An 18,613-nucleotide genomic window follows, 5' to 3' on the forward strand; every position below is an offset into this window, starting at 1 on the left:
CCCTATTTTTGCGACAGCGCCTTCGCCGTCCGCATCAGATTGACCGCCTCGATCCGGTAGCCGAACTCATCCGCCCCGCGCGACGCCAAAGCCAGATCAATCGCCTGATCCCAGCCCCAATCGCCCAGATATTTCGCACCCGTCAACAACTGCCCAAACCCGGCAATCGAGGCTGCAAACCGCGTCTCATCCGTCACAGGCATCCCCGGCACAATCGCGGTTTCCTGCAACTCACTGCCCGCAGCCGATCCCGGCTTGTGTGACCGCAGCCGCAGATAGCCCAGTTCGCTCGACCCCTCCGGCACCTTCGCCGAACCATACCGCAGCGGATCATTCAGCAACGCCGCACTTCCCGGCGCTGTCACCTCATAGATCGCCGTCACCGCCGTGCCCGCGCCAATATCGCCCGCATCGACCTTGTCGTTGTTGAAATCTTCGCGCGCCAAGGCCCGAGTCTCATAGCCGATCAGCCGATATTCCGCGACCTGCGCCGGGTTCCACTCCACCTGAATTTTCACATTATCTGCAATGGGATATAAAGCCCCGGTCAACTGATCGACCAACACCTTGCGCGCCTCGTTCAGAGTATCAATATAGCTTGCCGTGCCGTTGCCGTTCTGCGCCAGCGCCTGCATCGTCGCATCGTCCAGATTGCCCCGACCAAAGCCCAGAACCGACAGATAGACCCCACCTTCGCGCTTTTTGGCGATGAAATCCTTCAGCGCTTCCGGGTCATCAATCCCCACATTGAAATCGCCATCGGTCGCCAAAAGCACCCGGCTCACCTCGCCTTCGACCTGCATCTCCTCTGCCACCTGATAGGCCAGTTCCAACCCCTGCGCGCCCGCGGTCGATCCCCCGGCCGCAAGCTGATCCAGCGCGCCCATGATCGTCGCCGTATCGCTGGCCTTGGTCGGCGGCAATACCTGCCCCGCTGACCCCGCATAAGCCACAATCGCCACCTGATCTTCGGGCTTCAACTGCCCCAGCATCAGCCCCAAAGACTGCTTCAGCAGCGGCAGCTTGTTTGCATCCTCCATCGAGCCCGAGGTGTCGACCAGAAACACCAAGTTCAGCGGCGGGCGATTCTCCACCAGCGGCACCGCACCCTGAATAGCGATATTCACCAACCGCGTGTTGGGGTTCCACGGTGTCGGCATCACGGTAATGGTGGGCCGAAACGCCTGATCGCCCTCGGGTTTCGGATAGGCATAGGGGAAGTAATTCACCATCTCTTCAACCCGGACCGAGGCCGGATCGGGCAAAAACCCCGCGTTCAAGGACGAGCGCACCGTTGCATAAGACGCCGTATCAACGTCAATTGAGAATGTCGAAACCGGCTCCTCCGCCGTCACCTTCACCGGATTGGCGTCGGCATTGGCGAAACTTTCGCTATTCGGCGCGGGCATAGGGGCTACTTCCATCGCCGGAGCAGCCGCCTCTACCGCAAAACTTTCCATCGCCATCTTGGCAGCAGCCCGCCCGGTTGGCATGGGTGCAGGCGAGGCATCCGCCAACGCCTGATCGCCCGACATCGCGGCCTCTTCCTCTGACAACGGTTCAGCGTCAGCCATCGCCTGACTGTCGGCGTATGTTTGATCCGAGACGACCGGAGAATTCTGCGCCTCTGCCTTTGCCAATGCGTCGGCTTCCGGAAGGGCTGCAGGCTTTGGCTGCGGCTTTTTTGCCGCTTCGGGTGCAGTCGACTGAAGCGCGGTCATGTCATTCTCGGAAAGCGTCGTCACTTCAGCAGGCGCTTTCTTCCGCGCCGCCTCGATCGGCCCCTTGCCCGACAGCGGCACAATCACCGCGACCCCCACAAGCAAAGCCGCAACCGAAGTCGTCGCCGCCAGCACAGGTTTCATCTTCAATGCGTTCAACATGGCCAATCCCCTTTGCAAGAAACCCGCCCTCTCGGGGCGGTCTTGCTTAGGACGCACGGCCTCGGTCGATCCTTGGAGACGGTCAAAATTTTCCATAGCCAACCGCATCGCGGCCGCCTTTGCATCCGCGTCCGGCACGGGTGCAGCGCGCAGCGCAGCTTTCAGCGCGTCAAATTCATCGCTCATCGTGCATCCTCCGACGCCATGGCCCGCAGGCGTTTCTTCACCTCGGACATCCGCCAAGCCACCGTGCCTTCCGACACGCCCAACACCAAACCCGCCTCGGCCTGAGTCAACTCCTCGCCCAAAACCAACGCCACCGTATCGCGCAATTCTACCGACAGCCGTGTCATCGCCTGCGCCAGCCATTCCTGCGCCTCGGCCTGCACCTTGATCTCATCTTGGCGCGCGATTTCCCAATCGCCCCAACCAGTTGCCGCGCGTGCATGGGTCGCCTGCCGACGCCGCAAATCATGCGCCGCGTTCATCACCACGCGGTACAGCCAAGTGGTGAACCGCGCCTCACCGCGCCAGTGCCGCAGCTTCACCGGCAAGCCTGCGCAGATGTCCTGCGCCAGATCCTGCGCCTCGGCCCGCGCCCCGGTCAGACGGAAAGCCAGTCCGAAAATTCGGTCATAATGCCGCTCGATCAGCGCCGCAAAGGCACTGCGATCACCACCCGCGGCGGCCAAAGCAAGGGTTTCATCCGGGGTTTCCATCAGCATGACCCTATTCAGACGCAGCCGCCGCCGCAATCCTTGGCGCCCGGGCAAAATAAAAGCGCGCCCGGAATCCCCGGACGCGCTTCGAGTTTTTCGCAAGCCTCAATCAGCCAGCGTTAATAGATCAGCCCATCATAGACGCCATAAGCGCTGCTGGTCGATCCCAACTGGCGGGTTTGCCCCTGCGCGTCGGCATAGGCCACGACCGCATTATAGGTGCCGGGGCCGAACGAGCCGTCAATCCCGCCGCGATAATAGCCATAGGCCGACAGGCGGCGTTGGATCAGGCGGCGCTCAGAGGTCGAATAGGCGTTGAACGCGCGGGCCGCAGCCGTGTTATACACCGAGACGCGCGGTTGCTCATAGCGCGGCTGATAGTGTTTGTAACGTGGCTGTTCATAGCGCGGCTCGTACCGTTGATCATAGCGATTGTCGTGACGCTTGCGATAATCATTGCTGCCGGGCTTGGTCTCACGGATGATTCCTTGCAGCAGAATGACGCCAGCGGCACCTTTCAGCACGTCTTGTTCGCGTTGACCCCAAGCCATAGCCGGAACGGCAGGCAAGGCGATCGCAAGTGCAGTCAGTACAGCAACAGTGTTGCGTTTGATATTCGAGACAGCGGGCAGCATGTCATATCCTTTCATGTTACGGGCCAACAAGAGCAGTCTTGCTAGGCCCCAGCCTTGTTTGGCCGATGTGAGCAACATGAGGATTGAACGCGCGATAAGCAAAATCGTTGCATTGATAGGCGATAACAAATTGCCGCTGCAGGGTCTGGTTACGGTGGTCTTGCGCGTAACATCTTGGCGCAGCGTGATAACCCGCAAAAGCGGCACGCTGAATTATTTTCGCAGACCCGATCAGCTCCGCGCGTCAAACGCCAAACGCGCCGCGTCAATCCGCTCAAGATGCTCTGCCGCCCAAGTCCAAACCCCGCAAAACGCCTCGCTCAAACTCAAGCCCAGATCGGTCAGCCGGTATTCCACCTTCGGCGGCACCACAGGATGCACCGTGCGCTGCACCAGCCCGTCGCGTTCCATCTGGCGCAGAGTTTGGGTCAGCATTTTTTGGCTGATGCCCTCGACCGCGCGGCCGACTTCGGTGAACCGCAGGGTGCCGCGCTGCTCCAAAACCTCAAGGATCAGCATGGTCCATTTATCGGCAATGCGCCCGATCACCTCAGTCACCAGCCTCTCGATACGCGGATCAATCGGCTCGGCTTCGGGGGTAAGGAATTGAACGACCATAACACTCTCTTTTAGGTAAGTATAAATCTTTTGGGTGCCTTCTTTCTTTTTGATCGTGATGGCCGCATTTAGCAAGCACAGAATAGAAATGGAGACACCAAGATGAAACCCACAGCCAATACCATCCTGATCACTGGCGGCACGTCGGGCATTGGCCTTGCCTTGGCGCAGGGGCTTGCAGCGCAAGGCAATACGGTGATCATCGCGGGTCGGCGCCAAGCCTTGCTGGATGCCGCAGCCAAAGCCACCCCCGGCCTGCAAGCCGTGGCGCTGGATGTCACCGACATCGCCGCTTTGCCTACCTTCGCCGCCGATCTGACCGCCCGCTTCCCGGATCTGAACGTGCTGATCAACAACGCAGGCATCATGATTGCCGAAGACGTGCAGACTGCTCCGGATGGCACAGCACAAGCCACGATCACCACCAACCTGACGGCCCCGATTGCGCTGACCGCTGCCCTTCTGCCGCATCTGCTGGCACAGCCCAGCGCCACGGTGGTCAATGTCACCTCGGGCCTGTCCTTCGTGCCTTTGGCCTCCACGCCGACCTATTCCGCCACCAAAGCCGCCCTGCACAGCTACACGCAATCGCTGCGCCACCAGCTGCGCGGCACGGCGGTGCAGGTGCTGGAACTCGCACCCCCGGCCGTGCAAACCGATCTGATGCCCGGCCACGCACAAAACCCTCACGCCATGCCCTTGGCCGATTACATCACCGAATCGCTGGGTCTGCTGGCCAATCCCCCGGCCAATGGCGAGCTGATGGTCGAACGCGTGAAATTCCTGCGCAACGCCGAAGCCACAGGCAGCTTTGATCAGGTCTTTGCGATGCTGAACCCGGCATAAAAGAAAGCCGCGCGCCCTCGCCTTCCCGCCGCCGCCCCGGATTTGATCCGGGGCCTCCGGGTTTCCCCAGACGCGCAGCAGCATAAGAAACGGCGCGAAGGTCTCCCTTCGCGCCGCCCATTCCCCTCTGCCGCCCGGCTTAAACCGACAAGCAGACGTATTTCAGTTCCATGTAGTCGTCGATGCCGTGGTGCGAACCTTCACGGCCCAAGCCCGACTGCTTTACGCCACCAAACGGTGCCATCTCGTTGGAAATCAGCCCGGTGTTGACGCCAACCATGCCATATTCCAGCTGCTCCTGAACGCGGGTAATCCGGCCGATGTCGCGCGCGTAGAAATAGCTGGCCAGACCAAAGATGGTGTCATTGGCACGGCGGATCACTTCTTCCTCGGTGTCGAACTTGAACAATGGCGCCAGCGGGCCAAAGGTTTCCTCATTGGCCACCTTCATCGCAGGCGTCACCCCGGTCAACACGGTCGGCTGAAAGAACGTGCCGCCCAATGCGTGCCGCGCGCCGCCGGTCAAAACCTTACCGCCCCCCGCCAGCACATCGGCGATATGCTCTTCCACTTTTTCGACCGCATCTTCGTTGATCAGCGGACCGGTGGTCACCCCCGAGGTCAAGCCATCGCCAATCGCCAACTTGCCAACAGCCGCCGCCAGCTTTTCTGCAAAGGCATCGTAAACCCCGGCCTGCACATAAATCCGGTTCGCACAGACACAGGTTTGCCCATTATTGCGGAACTTCGAGATCATCGCGCCCTCAACCGCCGCATCAAGATCGGCGTCGTCAAACACGATGAACGGCGCGTTGCCGCCCAATTCCATGCTGCACTTCAACACCTGATCGGCAGCCTGCCGCAGCAAAATCCGTCCCACTTCGGTCGATCCGGTGAAGGTGATCTTGCGAATGGCCGGATTCTCGCAGAACTCTTTGCCAATCTCGGAGGAGCGGCTGGAGGTTATCACACTGAACACGCCGCCCGGCACCCCGGCCCGCTCTGCCAGAACCGCCAACGCAATCGCCGACAACGGTGTTTCCGCCGCTGGCCGCGCCACAAAGCCACAGCCCGCCGCCAAAGCCGGGGCCACCTTGCGCGCGATCATCGCATTGGGAAAGTTCCACGGCGTGATCGACGCACAAACCCCGATCGGCTGTTTCAAAACAGAAATCCGCTTGTCGCGCATATGGCCGGGAATGATCTCGCCATAAGTGCGCTTGGCCTCTTCGCCAAACCATTCGATATAGGCCGACCCATAGGCGATCTCACCCTTGGCCTCGGCCAAAGGTTTGCCCATCTCGGCGGTCAGGATTGTCGCCAGATCTTCCTGCGCCGCCATGCACAGATCAAACCATTTGCGCATCACTTGCGCGCGCTCTTTGCCCGTCCGCGCCGCCCATTCGCGCCGCGCCACATCCGCCGCCGCAATCGCACGCGCCGCATCGGCCCGCGTCAAATCGGGCACCAGCGCAATCACATCGCCGCGCGCCGGGTTTGTCACCGCGAATGTCGCGCCATCGGTGGCATCCACCCATTGCCCCGCCACATAGGCCTTGTTCGGCAACAGGCCGGGGTCTTTCAACAAGGAACGCAGATCGGTCACGGAATCGAGCATGGTAGCCTCCGGTTTCAAGGGTTGCCCCTGCTTGCCCGCTCTGGACTTAAAAGTCCACATCCTCCACCAATGCTGGACCTAGACTGAGCGTCAAACTGGAGTGATCACGATGGACATGACCCGCGAATATCAAAATGGCGCTTTCATCGCCGGATCAGAAACACTGCCCGCCCTATGGGCCGCCAAAGCCGCCCAGTTCCGCGAACATCTCGGCCCACGGGCGCGGCTTGATCTGCCCTACGGCCCCGCTCCACGCAATCGCTTCGATCTGTTCCTGCCAGAATCCCCGCCCAAAGGTCTGATGATCTTCATCCACGGCGGCTACTGGATTTCGACCGACAAAAGCCTGTGGTCGCACCTAGCCGCAGGGGCGCTTGCGCGTGGTTGGGCCTGCGCGCTGCCCGGCTACACCCTCGCACCCGAGGCCCGCATCGCCCAGATCACGTCCGAGGTTGAATCCGCCATCCTCGCCGCCTGCGCCGAAGTGGCAGGCCCGCTGGTGATCACCGGCCATTCCGCAGGCGGTCATCTGTCCGCGCGGATGGGCAACCCTGACCGCAGCCCTGCCTTGCAATCGCGGCTGTCCCGCATCGTGCCAATCTCGCCTCTGGCCGAGCTGGAACCTTTGGCCGAAACCGATATGCAAACCAAACTCCGCCTAGACGCCGCCGAAATCGCAACCGAAAGCCCCGCGCGCCATGGCCTGACCACCCCGGCCCATATCTGGGTTGGCGGCAGCGAGCGTCCGGCCTTCCTGTGGCAAGCCCGCACCCTGTCAGAAAACTGGAACTGCGCTTGGACGGTCGATCCCGGCACCCACCATTTCAGCGTGATTGACGCGCTGGAAAGCCCGCACTCGGCGCTGATCAACACCTGTCTGGATAACCTCTGAACGCCGCCCCGGGCCTGATCCGGGGCCTCCGGCAGCGACCACGAGGCCCCGGATCAAGTCCGGGGCGGCGCGCGTCCTGAGGCAAAAGTCAGGTCAGAAGGCAAAGGTCAGGTCCGCCGCCGTTTAGCTGTTCGCGTGCATCCGCTCGATATAGGCGCGCATCTCTTCCGCCTCATGCCGGGCATCGCGAAGACCTTCCATCGCTGCGCGCAATTCAGCCTCGGTCTGGGCGATCTGGTTCATCAACTCGCCCTCACGGCTTTCCAGATAAACAATCGCCTGATCGCGGATTTCCTCGGCCTCGTGCAGCGATTGCGCCAAACGGTCCATTTCCGCCATATCGCCACCCGCCACACGGGTAAAGCGGTGCAAAAGCCAATACGTGAACCACCCCGCGGCAAAGCTCAGCATCAGGATGACGGCAGTGGCCGCAATAAATTCGGTGCGGTTCATGGTCTTGCCCCCAACATCATTCTGACTTCTTTGGCCGAGCTTTCGGCGATATGGTCTTTTTCAACGGGGCCACCGATGGGCTGGTATCGCCCGAGAAATCAGGCCCAGCCGCTGCTTTGGCGCTGTCCGACCCTTCGGCCGCCGTCACCGCTTTGGCGGCATCAGGATGCACCGACTTCGCCGCACCGATCAACCGGAATTCGATCCGCCGATTGGCCTCGCGGCCCGCCTCGGTGCCGTTGTCGGCCAACGGATCAGCCTCGCCATAGCCCTTGGCGAGCATGCCAGACACATCAATTTGCCGCCCCTGCAACGCCAAAACCACGGTTTCAGCGCGTGCCTGCGACAGCGCGCGGTTGCCTTCCTCGGACCCTTGGGCATCGGTATAGCCCGCCACTTCCAGCTTCACACCGGGGCAGGATTTCAACACATCTGCCAGCGCCTTCATCACGCCATTCGCGGCCGCGGCAATCTCGGCAGAGCCGGGTGTGAAAGTGATTTTCTGCCGCGCCACCACGTCATCGACATCCTGCGCACATTCTTCCGGCGTCGGCACCCCAGCCAGCGGATCCAACGCCTTGTCATATTTGACATCAACCTTGAAAGTCTGCCCCTGCCCCAGCTTTTCCGATAAAATCTGCGAAATCCGGACCTTGGCCGATTGTGACCCGGTGATGCCCTTCACCTCGACCGTATCGGCGCGCACCAGCAACGCGCCATTGTCCAGTTCGCCCAGCGCCTGCAACCCAGCCAGCACCCGAACTGGCCAACCATTCGGCAAGTCCGCATCCATCCGGGTCGCAAGATAGGTGTTGCCGCTGCCAAATTCAGCGCGTGCGAAACTGTCCACCACTTTGCGCAACGCCTCGTCGGTCAGCCGCCCGCGCATTTCCAACCGATGGGTTTCGGGTGCCAGAGTCGCAGTAAATTCGGCAGGCCCAACCACTCCACCCGCCGCCTTTTTCTCCAGCGTCGCGTTCAACGAGAACACATCCGGCAACGCCTCATCCAATTCACCGACCACTCGGTCAAAATCGGCCTGCGATACCTCCGACCCCGCCAGCAGCGTCACATCTGCATCGGCAAAGGTCAGCGTCGCGTTCGGCAGTGCCGCCACCGCCTTGATCCCTGCCACCGTCGCATCGGCCCAGCGCGGCGTCGGCACACCCAGCCCGATGGTGCAAGTGTTCCGCCCGACAGCCCCCGCCGCGCCCGCCGCCGCCAAGATCTTCGCCCGCGCCAGCTCTGTATCCGCCGCGCAAGCATCAAACCGCGCGCCCTCGGCGTCTTTGACAAACCGCAAGGTGAACGGAGTAAGCACCGGGCGCGGCGCTGAAATCTCGATCCGCACCGCCAGATCTTTCGGCTTGGCGGCGTTCAGCTGCGTCTCAAAGGCGCGCTTTTCGGCCTCGGATGCCGCGATCGCGGTAATCGCCACCTGATCCGCCGCAACCGAGATTTTGGATCGCGGCAGCATCGCCAGCGCATCCAAGCCATAGTCCAGCGCCGCATCCCAGCCCGAAGGCGCCGGATAGGCTGCGGTCTCCAACATATCGGCCAGCGGGATCGCCGGGTTCAACGCCTGCGCGCTGTCCTTGACCGCCTGCAACGCATCGCTTTCCGGCAACAGCCCGATCAACTGTATCCCGTCATCATTGCGCAGCATCTCGACCGAGAATCGCGGCGCTTCAATCGCTTTGACCGGCGTGACCTCCATCCGGTCTCTGATCCGCGACGAATCAATCAGACCGCCCACCAGATTGACCACGCGATACCGCGCCGCCTCATTCGGGGCCGTGCCGCTCAGGTGAATCTGCAAGCCATCCGGCGCGACCCCGGCATAGGTGATGCCCTGCGTCAGCAGCATGGATTTCACCGACCGCGCCGAGATGCCCTCAACCAGAACCGCAGCCCCCCATGCCACCAATACCGAAACAAGCCCTGCCGCGACAAAGGCGCAAGGGGCCAGAAACCGCGCAGGGATCTGCGAAAGGCTGAGAGAGGGGATGTTCACCACGGGGTCATGCAACTCGGTCTGCTGGCCGGAGAGTCCCGGTGCGGATTGCATAAAGCGCTCGGCCAGTGGGTTCAATCAAAGGAAAACCGCAGCGGCAAGAAATAGCGCAGCAATCAGCCCTGCATCGCGGTTCGATAGAAACAATCGCCGACATTGCGCCGGATCGTCGATGTTCAAACCACGCAGTTGCCAGGCCAGATGCCAGCCAAAGCCCCAAACCCCGGCCAAAGCCAAGATCAGCGCCAGCACACGGTCGGGGGGAATCGCCACCGTGATCACCGCGCCCGCCATCAACACCACCGCAGCGACCATAAACCCACGCAGCCAAGCCCGGCTGTTATCGCCAAACAGCCGCGCCGTCGATTTCACCCCGATCAGCGCATCATCCTCGCGGTCCTGATGCGCATAAATCGTGTCATAGAACAAAGTCCACGCAATCCCCGCGCCATACAGCAGCACCGCAGGCAACCGCACCTCACCCGCATGGGCGGCGTAGACCAGCACAGCACCCCAATTGAACGCCAGCCCCAGAAACGCCTGCGGCCACCATGTAAAGCGTTTGGCAAACGGGTAAATCAGCACCAACCCCAGCGACGCCACACCCAACCCAATTGCCAACCAGTTGTAAGTGAACAGAATAACCGCCGCAGCAGCAGCCTGCACCGCCATCCACACCAGCGCCCCCTTAACCGTCACCGCCCCCGAAGGCAGTGGCCTGCTGCGCGTCCGCGCCACCGATGCGTCAATCTCGCGGTCCGCAATGTCGTTCCAGGTGCAGCCCGCGCCGCGCATCAGAAACGCCCCCAAAGCGGATGACACCGCCAGCCACAGATCCCAGCGGCTGAACCCATCCGATAGCCCCGCCAGCGCAATCCCCCACCAGCACGGGATCAACAACAACCACGTCCCAATCGGTCGATCCGCGCGGGAAAGCCGCAGATAGGGCCGCGTTGCCAGCGGTGCAAAGCGATCCACCCAATTGCCTTTCGGCGCATCCGCCACCCCCGACTGCGAAAAATCAGCCTCTGGTTTTTCCGCAAACTCAGACATAAATTCCCCAGCATGACAGATGCAAAAATCCGCCTCTATGTAGATCAGCCTTTGGCCATGGGGCAAGCCGTGGCAATCAACGCCGATCAGGCGCATTATCTTTTCAACGTGATGCGCCTTGCGCGCGGCGCGCCCGTCGCCCTGTTCAATGGCCGCGACGGCGAATGGCGCGCCGAAGTGGCCGAGGCGGGCAAGCGCGGCGGCATCCTGATCTGCGACCGCCAAACCGCCCCGCTGCGCCTGCCCCCCAACCTCTGGCTTGCCTTCGCCCCGATCAAAAAAGCCCGCACCGATTTCATTGTTGAAAAAGCCACCGAACTGGGTGCCGCCCGCATCATCCCCGTGCAAACCCGCCACACCAATGCCGAGCGTATCCGCCAAGACCGCCTGCAAGCCCACGCGCTTGAAGCCGCCGAGCAATGCGGTGCCACGGCCGTCCCCGAAGTCAGCGACCTGACACCCTTGGATAAATTCCTCACCAGCCTTGAGCCCGACCGCAAACTGATGTGGTGCGACGAGGCGATGATCGGCCAAGCCCCCGCCCTTTCGGGCCCCCGCGGCGCAAAATGGGCCATCCTGATCGGCCCCGAGGGCGGCTTTTCCGCAGACGAGCAACAACGCCTGCGCAAACTCCCCCAGATCCACCCCACAGCATTGGGGCCCCGCATCCTGCGCGCCGATACCGCCGCCGTCGCAGCCCTGACCCTATGGCAACAGGCACTGGGCGATTGGGCATGATCCGCTCCGAATTTCTCGCAATGCTGCAACGCTTTTCCGAGGTGATCTGGGCAGCTGCCATCCTCGGCTTCGGCCTCTGGCTGATCCTGCTTGGCGGCTACCTGCTAACCCCGGTTGGCGCCGCCATCGGCGCGTTTGGCGTGGCTTGGGCGATTCTTGCTCTGCGCCGCCTGCGCTTTGCCCAAACCATCGACTCGCCCGGCGTGGTCGAGGTCGACGAGGGCCAGATCGGCTATCTTGGCCCGCAAACCGGCGGCTATATCTCGATCCCCGAGCTGACCGAACTGCGCCTGCTGTCGCTGCGCGGCCGCCGCGTTTGGCGGCTGAAACAAGCGGATGGCCAAGCCCTGCTGATCCCGGTTGACGCGACCGGAGCCGACAAGCTGTTCGATGCCTTCGCCAGCCTGCCCGGCATGAACACCCTAACCCTTGTCGCAGCACTGGATGCCAAACCCAGCACCGGGGCCAGCAACCTGTCGCTGGCCGCTGAAACCAAAACCATCTGGCACCGCCCGGCCTTGGGCGCACTTTCCCAGCAGTGAACCTATTGTAACACAGCGCGGCCTCTCTTGACTTAGCCACGCCGCCGCTTCACCAGTTGCATCCTGAAATTTCCAACGCGAAAGGGCCCTGCCCCATGTCGATTCCTCAGTCCGGCGGCGGCCCCATCGAAGACTTCTCGCAGCTTGCCGAGATGATGGAGTCTGGCTCCAAACCCAAAGCCGATTGGCGCATCGGCACCGAGCATGAGAAATTCGGCTGGCTGACCGACACCCGCGCGCCCCTGCCCTACGCCGGTGATCGCTCGATCTCGGCGCTGTTTGCGGGCCTGCAAACATTCGGCTGGACCCCCGTGGCCGAGGCCGACAATATCATCGGCATGACCCGTGCAGGCGCCAACATCAGCCTCGAGCCCGGTGGCCAGTTTGAACTCTCCGGTGCGCCATTGGAAGACCTGCACCAAGGCGCTGCCGAATTGCAAAACCACCTCGACGAGGTCCGCCAGATTGCCGATCCTTTGGGCATCAAGTTCATGGGTATCGGGGCCGCCCCTGAATGGTCGGCCACAACCATGCCGGTGATGCCAAAAGGCCGCTACCGCCTGATGACCGATTACATGGGCCGCGTCGGCACCCACGGCACCCAGATGATGTATCGCACCTGCACTGTGCAAGTGAACCTCGACTACGCGTCCGAGGCCGATATGGTCAAAAAGCTGCGCGTGGCGCTGGCCTTGCAACCCGTCGCAACCGCCCTGTTCGCCTCCAGCCCTTTCTTCGACGGCAAACCCAACCAGCACAAATCATGGCGTTCGCGCATCTGGCGCGGCTTGGACAATGCCCGCACCGGCATGCTGCCCTTTGCGTTTGACCAAGGCTTTGGCTTTCAGCAATACGTCGATTGGGTCTTGGATGCGCCGATGTATTTTGTCTACCGCGACGGCAAATATATCAACGCCTTGGGTCAGTCGTTCCGCGCCTTCCTGAAGGGCGAGCTGCCCGCAATGCCGGGTGAAAAACCGACCCTGTCCGACTGGGCCGATCACATGACCACCGTGTTCCCCGAAGCCCGCGTGAAGAAGTACATCGAAATGCGCGGCGCGGATTGTGGCGACCAAGCCCATATCGACGCCCTGCCCGCCTTCTGGGTCGGCCTGATGTATGACGACGCGGCCCTTGATGCCGCCTGGGATCTGGTGAAAGGCTTTGATGCCGAAACCCGCGAAGCCCTGCGCGTCGGCGCTTCTGTCAACGCTCTGCAAGCCGAAGCGAACGGCGTCAAACTGCTGGACCTCGCCCGCGCCGCCGTTGGCCTGTCACACGCTGGCCTTGCCGCCCGTGGGCTGGACGAACAGCGCTACCTCGCCCCGCTCGTGCAAAACCTTGCCACCGAGAAAACCCAAGCCGACCGCTGGCTTGACCTATACAACGGTGCATGGGGCAAAAGCCTGACACCGATCTACGAAGCCTCCAGCCTGTAATTTCACATTGGTCTAAATATCCCCGCCGGAGGGTTTTGCGGCCAATGCCGGATGCCTCCGGCGGGGATATTTAAGAACAGGTGAAATCAAGGCATCTCGCTCGGCAAGCCCACGCCAAGAATAAAATCCCGCACCTTGGCTTCGGCCATCTCACAGGGCTTCAGCACATCGCCCGATGCCAGATGATAAAGGTTCAGGCTGACAAAATCCGTCCCGCCCAAATCGCGCGCATAGAACTTCACGCTGCGACCTGCGGCATGGGTGGTCTTTTCCATCCGCCAGCGCCGCCCGTGATACAGCCCCTCGCTATAGCCCTCGGGGATCAGATCAAGCGCTGCCCGAAAGCGATCCAACCGCTATTCACTCGCCGCAGGGCGCACCGACATGAAAGCCTTGTTGAAATCGCTCCAGACCAGCGCCTCAATACACGGATCGGCCCCAGCGCCACCACATTCGCCGCCATTCAGCCACAGCAGCAGCACGGGCGCGTTGTTCCACGCGATCACTTTCCACTCTTGCGCAAAGAAATCCTGCCGCTTGCCCGCCACGATCAGCGAAAGTTGCGAGCCACCCGTGCCACCCCAATAGCTTGCCGAGGTTGAACAGATAAACTTCGACGCATCCACCACCATCTCAGCCTTGCCGTCACCGGTCAAATCAACTTCGGTCACGCTGCCTGTCGGAGCATCGAAAACGCCTTTATCAAGGCTGGCACAATCGGCCTTGGCCTCGGCCAAGATCGCCTCAACTGTGTCTTCCGCAAACGCAGGTCCAGCTAGCACACAGAATGCCAATGCCAGCCGGATCATTTCTTGGCCCCGATCTTAGGCTCGGTCCCCGCCTTCAACCGCTGCAGATTTGGCCAGTGTTTGACATAGATCAGCACCGTCAGCACAAACACCAACAGCATCATATGGCCCGCGTCGAACACAAAGCACCACAGCCCGCTGAGCGCCGCCGCCAGCAGTGCCGCCAGCGATGAAATCCGCCAGATTGCCGCCGCCACCGCCCAAGTCGCACAAGCCGCCAGCCCCACCGGCCAAGCCAAAGCCAACAGCGTGCCAAGGAAAGTCGCCACGCCCTTGCCGCCCTTGAAGCCCAGCCAGACCGGGAACAGATGGCCCAGAAACGCCGCCGCCGCCGCCAGTTGCGCCGCATCCTCGCCCACCGCATAGCGCGCGATCAGCACCGCGATGCCACCCTTGGCCGCGTCCAACAGCAGCGTCGCCAGTGCCGCCCCCTTATTCCCGGTCCGCAGCACATTGGTGGCACCGATATTGCCCGACCCGATGCTGCGCAGATCGCCCAAGCCCAGCGCCCGCGTGATCACCACCCCGAACGGCACCGACCCCAGCAGATACGCAAGCACGGCCACCAGCCCCAGCAGCAGCGGCGAAGATGTAATCTCTGGCATCATTTACCCCTGATAAACCGCTTGGCCCGCGACATAAGTTGCCAGCACCTTACCCTCCATCCGGCAGCCGTCAAACGGCGTGTTCTTGGATTTGGAGTGCAATTTGAACCGATCCAGCAGGTAGGGCGCATAGGGATCGAACAGCACAAGATCTGCCGGAGCCCCCACCGAAAGCCGCCCCTGCGGCAGCCCCAGCCGATTGGCCGGGTTCAACGACAACGCCCGGAACAAGGTCGGCAAATCCAGCTGCCCCGCATGATACAGCCGCAACGCAGCAGGCAGCAGAGTCTCCAACCCCACAGCCCCCGACGCCGCTTCCTCAAACGGCAACCGCTTGCTTTCCTCATCCGCAGGCGTGTGGAACGACCCGATCACGTCGATCAGCCCTTCGGCCACCGCTTGCACCATCGCCATCCGGTCCTCTTCCGACCGCAACGGCGGGGTGAATTTGAAGAACGTCCGGTAATCGCCGACATCAATCTCGTTCAGCGTCAGATGATGGATCGACACCCCCGCCGTCACATCAAACCCATTCGCCTTCGCACGCTCCAACGCAGGCAGACTGCGCGCCGTGGTGATCTGATCGACGTGATAGCGCACCCCGGTCATCTCAACCAAACCCAGATCCCGGTCGAGGCCAATCCGCTCCGCCATCGCCGACACCCCGGGCAAGCCGCGCAAACTGGCGAACTTGCCAGAGGTCGCTGCCGCCCCCGCCGACAGCCCCGGTTCCTGCGGATGCCCGATCACCAAAGCCCCCAAAGATCGGGCATAAGTGAACGCCCGGCTTAACGCCTTGGTATCGCTGGAAACCTTGAACACATCGGTAAACGCCACCGCCCCGGCATCCAGCAGAAAGCCGATCTCGGTCATCTCATGGCCCGAGCGGCCCTTGGTCAGCGCCGCCATGTGCCGGATCCGCACCCGCGCCTCACCCGCGCGCCGGGTCACAAACTCCAACACCTCGGGCGTATCAATCGAGGGCGTGGTATCGGGCCGCACCACCATCGTCGTGATCCCCCCCGCCGATGCCGCCAGCCCCGCCGAGCGGAACGATTCCTTATGCCGCTCGCCGGGCTCGCCAATCTTGACGCCAATATCGACGATGCCGGGTGCGAGACAATGCCCACCGCAATCGCGCATCTCCGACCCCTCGGGTGCCGCGCCATTAATCGCCACGATCACGCCATTGTCGATGGTCAAGGAGCCTATCTCATCGGTGCCGATTTCCGGGTTGATCAGGCGGGCGTTGGTGAAGTGGAGGGTCATTGTTTATGTTCTCCGGCTATTTCGCTCACCATGTCGAGAATTGCTCTGCGTTGTTCAGGACTCAGGCCAATGAATCTTACTGCGCTGGCTGAGTTTCCAAACTTTATCGCGCCCATAGTAATATGGGGCCTCTTCAAGAGGTAATCGGTTTCATATAACTTTGCCCGCGTTTTGCGCCACGGCGCGTTGATTATCCAAAGGGCACGGCGATCTGTCAGCGCAAAATTGTGGCGGAGCCAGCCAAGCCACATCATTGCAACACTGGCGAGGGCGATCAGCACAAAGCCTACACTGGCGACTAGTCCGGGCCACCGCATGGCAAAGAATTTGGAACAGCCTTTGGTATGATGATCAAAGCAGTAGCTTTGCAGGTCAGGATAGAAAAAGGCTGCATTTCCAAATGCAATTCCTCCGACCCCGAAAAAAGCTGCACCCATTGCAAGCGTCGTCCAATAGTAAGCGAGCCTGCTGCTACCGAACCAACGCAACGCCTCATCTTGATTTAAAAACGGCTTCCAATCTTCAGCAGTCATCGGCAGAAGTTTTGTCATCCTCACCCCGCCATCCAGACAAACGCCACCGTAAACACCGCGAGAAACACCAGCACGCCGGTCGCCACCATCCCGCTCATCCGGGCATCCGACCATTTCTTCTTGGGACCGTCGCTCATACCATGGTCCCCACAGCCGCCCGCCCGCGCTCGGCCCGCAGATTGCGCGCCAGCAAATCCATGCAGGCCATCCGCACCGCCACGCCCATCTCGACCTGATCCTGAATCACGCTGCGGTTGATGTCATCCGCCAACTCGCCGTCGATCTCGACCCCGCGGTTCATCGGGCCGGGATGCATCACAATCGCATCCGGCTTGGCAAACGACAGCTTCTCGGCGTCCAAGCCATAGCGATGGTAATACTCGCGCTCGGACGGGATAAACCCGCCGTCCATCCGTTCCTTCTGCAAGCGCAGCATCATCACCACATCCGCGCCCTCAAGCCCCTTGCGCATGTCGTCGTATAACTCGCACCCGAAATGCTCGACCCCCGAGGGCATCAAGGTGGGCGGCGCAATCAACCGCAAACGGTTCTCCATCTTGCCCAGCAAAATCAAATTGCTGCGCGCCACACGGCTGTGCGCAATATCACCGCAAATCGCAATCGTCAGCCGCTGGATCCGCCCCTTCGCCCGCCGGATCGTCAGCGCGTCCAGCAAGGCCTGCGTCGGATGCTCATGCCGCCCATCGCCCGCATTCAGCACCGCACAATTCACTTTGCTGGCCAGCAAATTCACCGCACCCGACGCCCCATGCCGCACCACCAGCAAATCCGGGTGCATCGCGTTCAGCGTCATCGCGGTGTCAATCAGCGTCTCGCCCTTCTTCACCGAAGACGCCGCCACAGACATGTTCATCACATCCGCGCCCAGCCGTTTCCCCGCCAACTCGAAACTGGCCTGCGTCCGGGTCGAATTCTCGAAGAACATGTTGATCTGCGTCAGCCCCGCCAAAGCATCCGACGATTTCACTGTGCGCCGGTTCAGATCGACATAGCGATCCGCCAGATCCAGAATGGTGGTGATTTCCAGTGGCGAAAGTTGCTCGATCCCAAGCAGGTGGCGGGCGCGAAAGCTCATCGGCATCTCCGTCAAAGGTTTAACGGCTTATGCCAAAGCTGAACCCGCGCGGCAACGCTCAATCGGGCAGCACGGGCGCGGAAGTTGGGGTGCAGAGCGGCCTGTCGTAAATATAGGCTGGCGCTGCTACGAACCTGCGCCCGCGAAATGACCATCGGTAAAGCCGCGTGCGATTTTGTGACCGCGCCAGCAGCAAGACATCCGATGGCCCGCGCGAATTTTTCGCCAAGGTCAAGGCCATCAAATCCGGATAGCGCAGTCCGCCATCCAACGACAGCAAGGCCATCACGACAGCAGCACAGGGCATCCCCAATCGCCATGGCCCTTGACCAGCGACACCAATGGCCAGACCGGCCACGATTGCCCCACCAGAAACGCAAGAGGAACGGCCAAGCCGCCAATCGCCACTGCCCAGAACAGCGCGGCACACACGAAGCCATAGGCCCAGTCAGGATCATAAGGCGTGGGCGACAGCAAACCAATGAAGGCCAACGCCATCACGATCAAAGCCGCAAGACGCAGTCCCCAACGCGGCGGCGGTAAAATGCCCAACAAAAATATCAAGCCGGCAGATGTAAGCGCGCTGAACATCTGGCAACGCTCCAACCAGCCCCACGCGACGCAACCGCACTTGTTCCCGCCCCGCCAACCCCATACCCTGATGCCATGGGAATCGAGCACGACATTGCATCCGACTGGCACGCCGCCTTGGCCGCCTTGGCGTGGCAGGTCGAACTTGGCCTGACCGACATCAGCGCTGAATCCCCACTGGATCGCTACGATCTGCCCGAGCCGATCAAGGCGCCGCCGCCTGCCCCCATCATCGCCGCCCCAAAACCCACCCCCCCGCC

Annotated in this window: 20 protein-coding genes and 1 pseudogene; 6 read left to right on the plus strand and 15 right to left on the minus strand. The window is 61.6% G+C overall.

Going from position 1 to position 18,613, the window contains the following annotated elements:
* Window positions 1-2: 2 nt before the first annotated feature.
* The 4 genes from QQJ98_RS18800 to QQJ98_RS18815 all read right to left on the minus strand — a co-directional run bounded on the left by QQJ98_RS18800 (window position 3) and on the right by QQJ98_RS18815 (window position 3,855).
* Complete coding sequence (locus tag QQJ98_RS18800) at window positions 3-2,069, minus strand: YfbK domain-containing protein (protein ID WP_284326826.1); 2,067 nt, start codon at window positions 2,067-2,069, stop codon at window positions 3-5.
* Complete coding sequence (locus tag QQJ98_RS18805) at window positions 2,066-2,602, minus strand: RNA polymerase sigma factor (RefSeq protein ID WP_284326847.1); 537 nt, start codon at window positions 2,600-2,602, stop codon at window positions 2,066-2,068. Before QQJ98_RS18805 ends, QQJ98_RS18800 begins: the two co-directional genes overlap by 4 nt.
* A gap of 119 nt (window positions 2,603-2,721) precedes the next feature.
* Window positions 2,722-3,237: a peptidoglycan-binding domain-containing protein gene (locus QQJ98_RS18810; RefSeq protein WP_284326827.1), complete on the minus strand. Its 516-nt coding sequence runs from the start codon at window positions 3,235-3,237 to the stop codon at window positions 2,722-2,724.
* A gap of 231 nt (window positions 3,238-3,468) precedes the next feature.
* Window positions 3,469-3,855, minus strand: a complete 387-nt coding sequence (locus QQJ98_RS18815) for a winged helix-turn-helix transcriptional regulator (RefSeq protein WP_284326828.1) — start codon at window positions 3,853-3,855, stop codon at window positions 3,469-3,471.
* 102 nt (window positions 3,856-3,957) lie between these two features.
* Between QQJ98_RS18815 and QQJ98_RS18820 the strand changes: the two genes are divergently transcribed.
* On the plus strand, window positions 3,958-4,701 hold the full coding sequence (locus tag QQJ98_RS18820; RefSeq protein WP_284326829.1) for an SDR family oxidoreductase: 744 nt from the start codon (window positions 3,958-3,960) through the stop codon (window positions 4,699-4,701).
* A 139-nt stretch (window positions 4,702-4,840) separates the two neighbouring features.
* Here QQJ98_RS18820 and QQJ98_RS18825 read toward each other — a convergent pair whose 3' ends face one another.
* Window positions 4,841-6,319 (minus strand): NAD-dependent succinate-semialdehyde dehydrogenase, encoded by a 1,479-nt coding sequence (locus QQJ98_RS18825; protein WP_284326830.1) that lies wholly within the window; start codon window positions 6,317-6,319, stop codon window positions 4,841-4,843.
* Window positions 6,320-6,428: 109 nt separating this feature from the next.
* On the opposite strand from QQJ98_RS18825, the gene QQJ98_RS18830 reads away from it, so the two are divergent.
* Window positions 6,429-7,211 (plus strand): alpha/beta hydrolase, encoded by a 783-nt coding sequence (locus QQJ98_RS18830; RefSeq protein ID WP_284326831.1) that lies wholly within the window; start codon window positions 6,429-6,431, stop codon window positions 7,209-7,211.
* 123 nt (window positions 7,212-7,334) lie between these two features.
* Here the strand turns inward: QQJ98_RS18830 and QQJ98_RS18835 are convergent, their stop codons facing one another.
* Genes QQJ98_RS18835 through ubiA form a run of 3 tightly spaced genes read right to left on the minus strand, consistent with a single transcriptional unit; the run spans window position 7,335 to window position 10,731 of the window.
* Window positions 7,335-7,664 (minus strand): hypothetical protein, encoded by a 330-nt coding sequence (locus QQJ98_RS18835; protein ID WP_284326832.1) that lies wholly within the window; start codon window positions 7,662-7,664, stop codon window positions 7,335-7,337.
* A 16-nt stretch (window positions 7,665-7,680) separates the two neighbouring features.
* Window positions 7,681-9,732, minus strand: coding sequence for an OmpA family protein (locus QQJ98_RS18840; RefSeq protein WP_284326833.1), 2,052 nt, complete (start codon window positions 9,730-9,732; stop codon window positions 7,681-7,683).
* Window positions 9,733-9,756: 24 nt separating this feature from the next.
* A complete protein-coding gene (ubiA, locus tag QQJ98_RS18845; protein ID WP_284326834.1) occupies window positions 9,757-10,731 on the minus strand; it encodes a 4-hydroxybenzoate octaprenyltransferase in 975 nt (324 codons plus the stop codon).
* 12 nt (window positions 10,732-10,743) lie between these two features.
* Here ubiA and QQJ98_RS18850 point away from each other — a divergent pair, with 12 nt between their 5' ends.
* The 3 genes from QQJ98_RS18850 to QQJ98_RS18860 all read left to right on the plus strand — a co-directional run bounded on the left by QQJ98_RS18850 (window position 10,744) and on the right by QQJ98_RS18860 (window position 13,450).
* Window positions 10,744-11,469 carry a 16S rRNA (uracil(1498)-N(3))-methyltransferase gene (locus QQJ98_RS18850; RefSeq protein ID WP_284326835.1) on the plus strand — a complete coding sequence of 242 codons (726 nt, stop codon included), beginning with the start codon at window positions 10,744-10,746 and terminating at the stop codon, window positions 11,467-11,469.
* Window positions 11,466-12,011 carry a hypothetical protein gene (locus QQJ98_RS18855; protein ID WP_284326836.1) on the plus strand — a complete coding sequence of 182 codons (546 nt, stop codon included), beginning with the start codon at window positions 11,466-11,468 and terminating at the stop codon, window positions 12,009-12,011. Before QQJ98_RS18850 ends, QQJ98_RS18855 begins: the two co-directional genes overlap by 4 nt.
* A 95-nt stretch (window positions 12,012-12,106) precedes the next feature.
* Entirely contained in the window at window positions 12,107-13,450 is a 1,344-nt protein-coding gene (locus QQJ98_RS18860) for a glutamate--cysteine ligase (RefSeq protein ID WP_284326837.1), read from the plus strand.
* Window positions 13,451-13,536: 86 nt separating this feature from the next.
* On the opposite strand, the gene QQJ98_RS18865 is transcribed toward QQJ98_RS18860, so the two are convergent.
* From QQJ98_RS18865 to QQJ98_RS18895, 7 genes are all read right to left on the minus strand, one after another.
* Window positions 13,537-13,803, minus strand: coding sequence for a hypothetical protein (locus tag QQJ98_RS18865; protein WP_284326838.1), 267 nt, complete (start codon window positions 13,801-13,803; stop codon window positions 13,537-13,539).
* Window positions 13,804-13,806: 3 nt separating this feature from the next.
* Entirely contained in the window at window positions 13,807-14,259 is a 453-nt protein-coding gene (locus QQJ98_RS18870) for a hypothetical protein (RefSeq protein ID WP_284326839.1), read from the minus strand.
* Window positions 14,256-14,864 (minus strand): glycerol-3-phosphate 1-O-acyltransferase PlsY, encoded by a 609-nt coding sequence (gene plsY, locus QQJ98_RS18875; protein ID WP_284326840.1) that lies wholly within the window; start codon window positions 14,862-14,864, stop codon window positions 14,256-14,258. Before plsY ends, QQJ98_RS18870 begins: the two co-directional genes overlap by 4 nt.
* 3 nt (window positions 14,865-14,867) lie before the next feature.
* Complete coding sequence (gene pyrC, locus QQJ98_RS18880; protein ID WP_284326841.1) at window positions 14,868-16,133, minus strand: dihydroorotase; 1,266 nt, start codon at window positions 16,131-16,133, stop codon at window positions 14,868-14,870.
* On the minus strand, window positions 16,130-16,684 hold the full coding sequence (locus tag QQJ98_RS18885) for a hypothetical protein (protein WP_284326842.1): 555 nt from the start codon (window positions 16,682-16,684) through the stop codon (window positions 16,130-16,132). The genes pyrC and QQJ98_RS18885 overlap by 4 nt, the downstream gene beginning before the upstream one ends.
* Before the next feature lie 115 nt (window positions 16,685-16,799).
* Window positions 16,800-17,762: an aspartate carbamoyltransferase catalytic subunit gene (locus tag QQJ98_RS18890; protein WP_284326843.1), complete on the minus strand. Its 963-nt coding sequence runs from the start codon at window positions 17,760-17,762 to the stop codon at window positions 16,800-16,802.
* A gap of 285 nt (window positions 17,763-18,047) precedes the next feature.
* Window positions 18,048-18,353, minus strand: coding sequence for a hypothetical protein (locus QQJ98_RS18895; RefSeq protein ID WP_284326844.1), 306 nt, complete (start codon window positions 18,351-18,353; stop codon window positions 18,048-18,050).
* A 75-nt stretch (window positions 18,354-18,428) separates the two neighbouring features.
* On the opposite strand from QQJ98_RS18895, the pseudogene QQJ98_RS18900 reads away from it, so the two are divergent.
* Window positions 18,429-18,613 (plus strand): annotated as a pseudogene (locus QQJ98_RS18900) (uracil-DNA glycosylase); the annotation flags it as partial.

The organism is Cypionkella aquatica (assembly GCF_030161095.1).
Lineage (GTDB): Bacteria > Pseudomonadota > Alphaproteobacteria > Rhodobacterales > Rhodobacteraceae > Cypionkella > Cypionkella aquatica.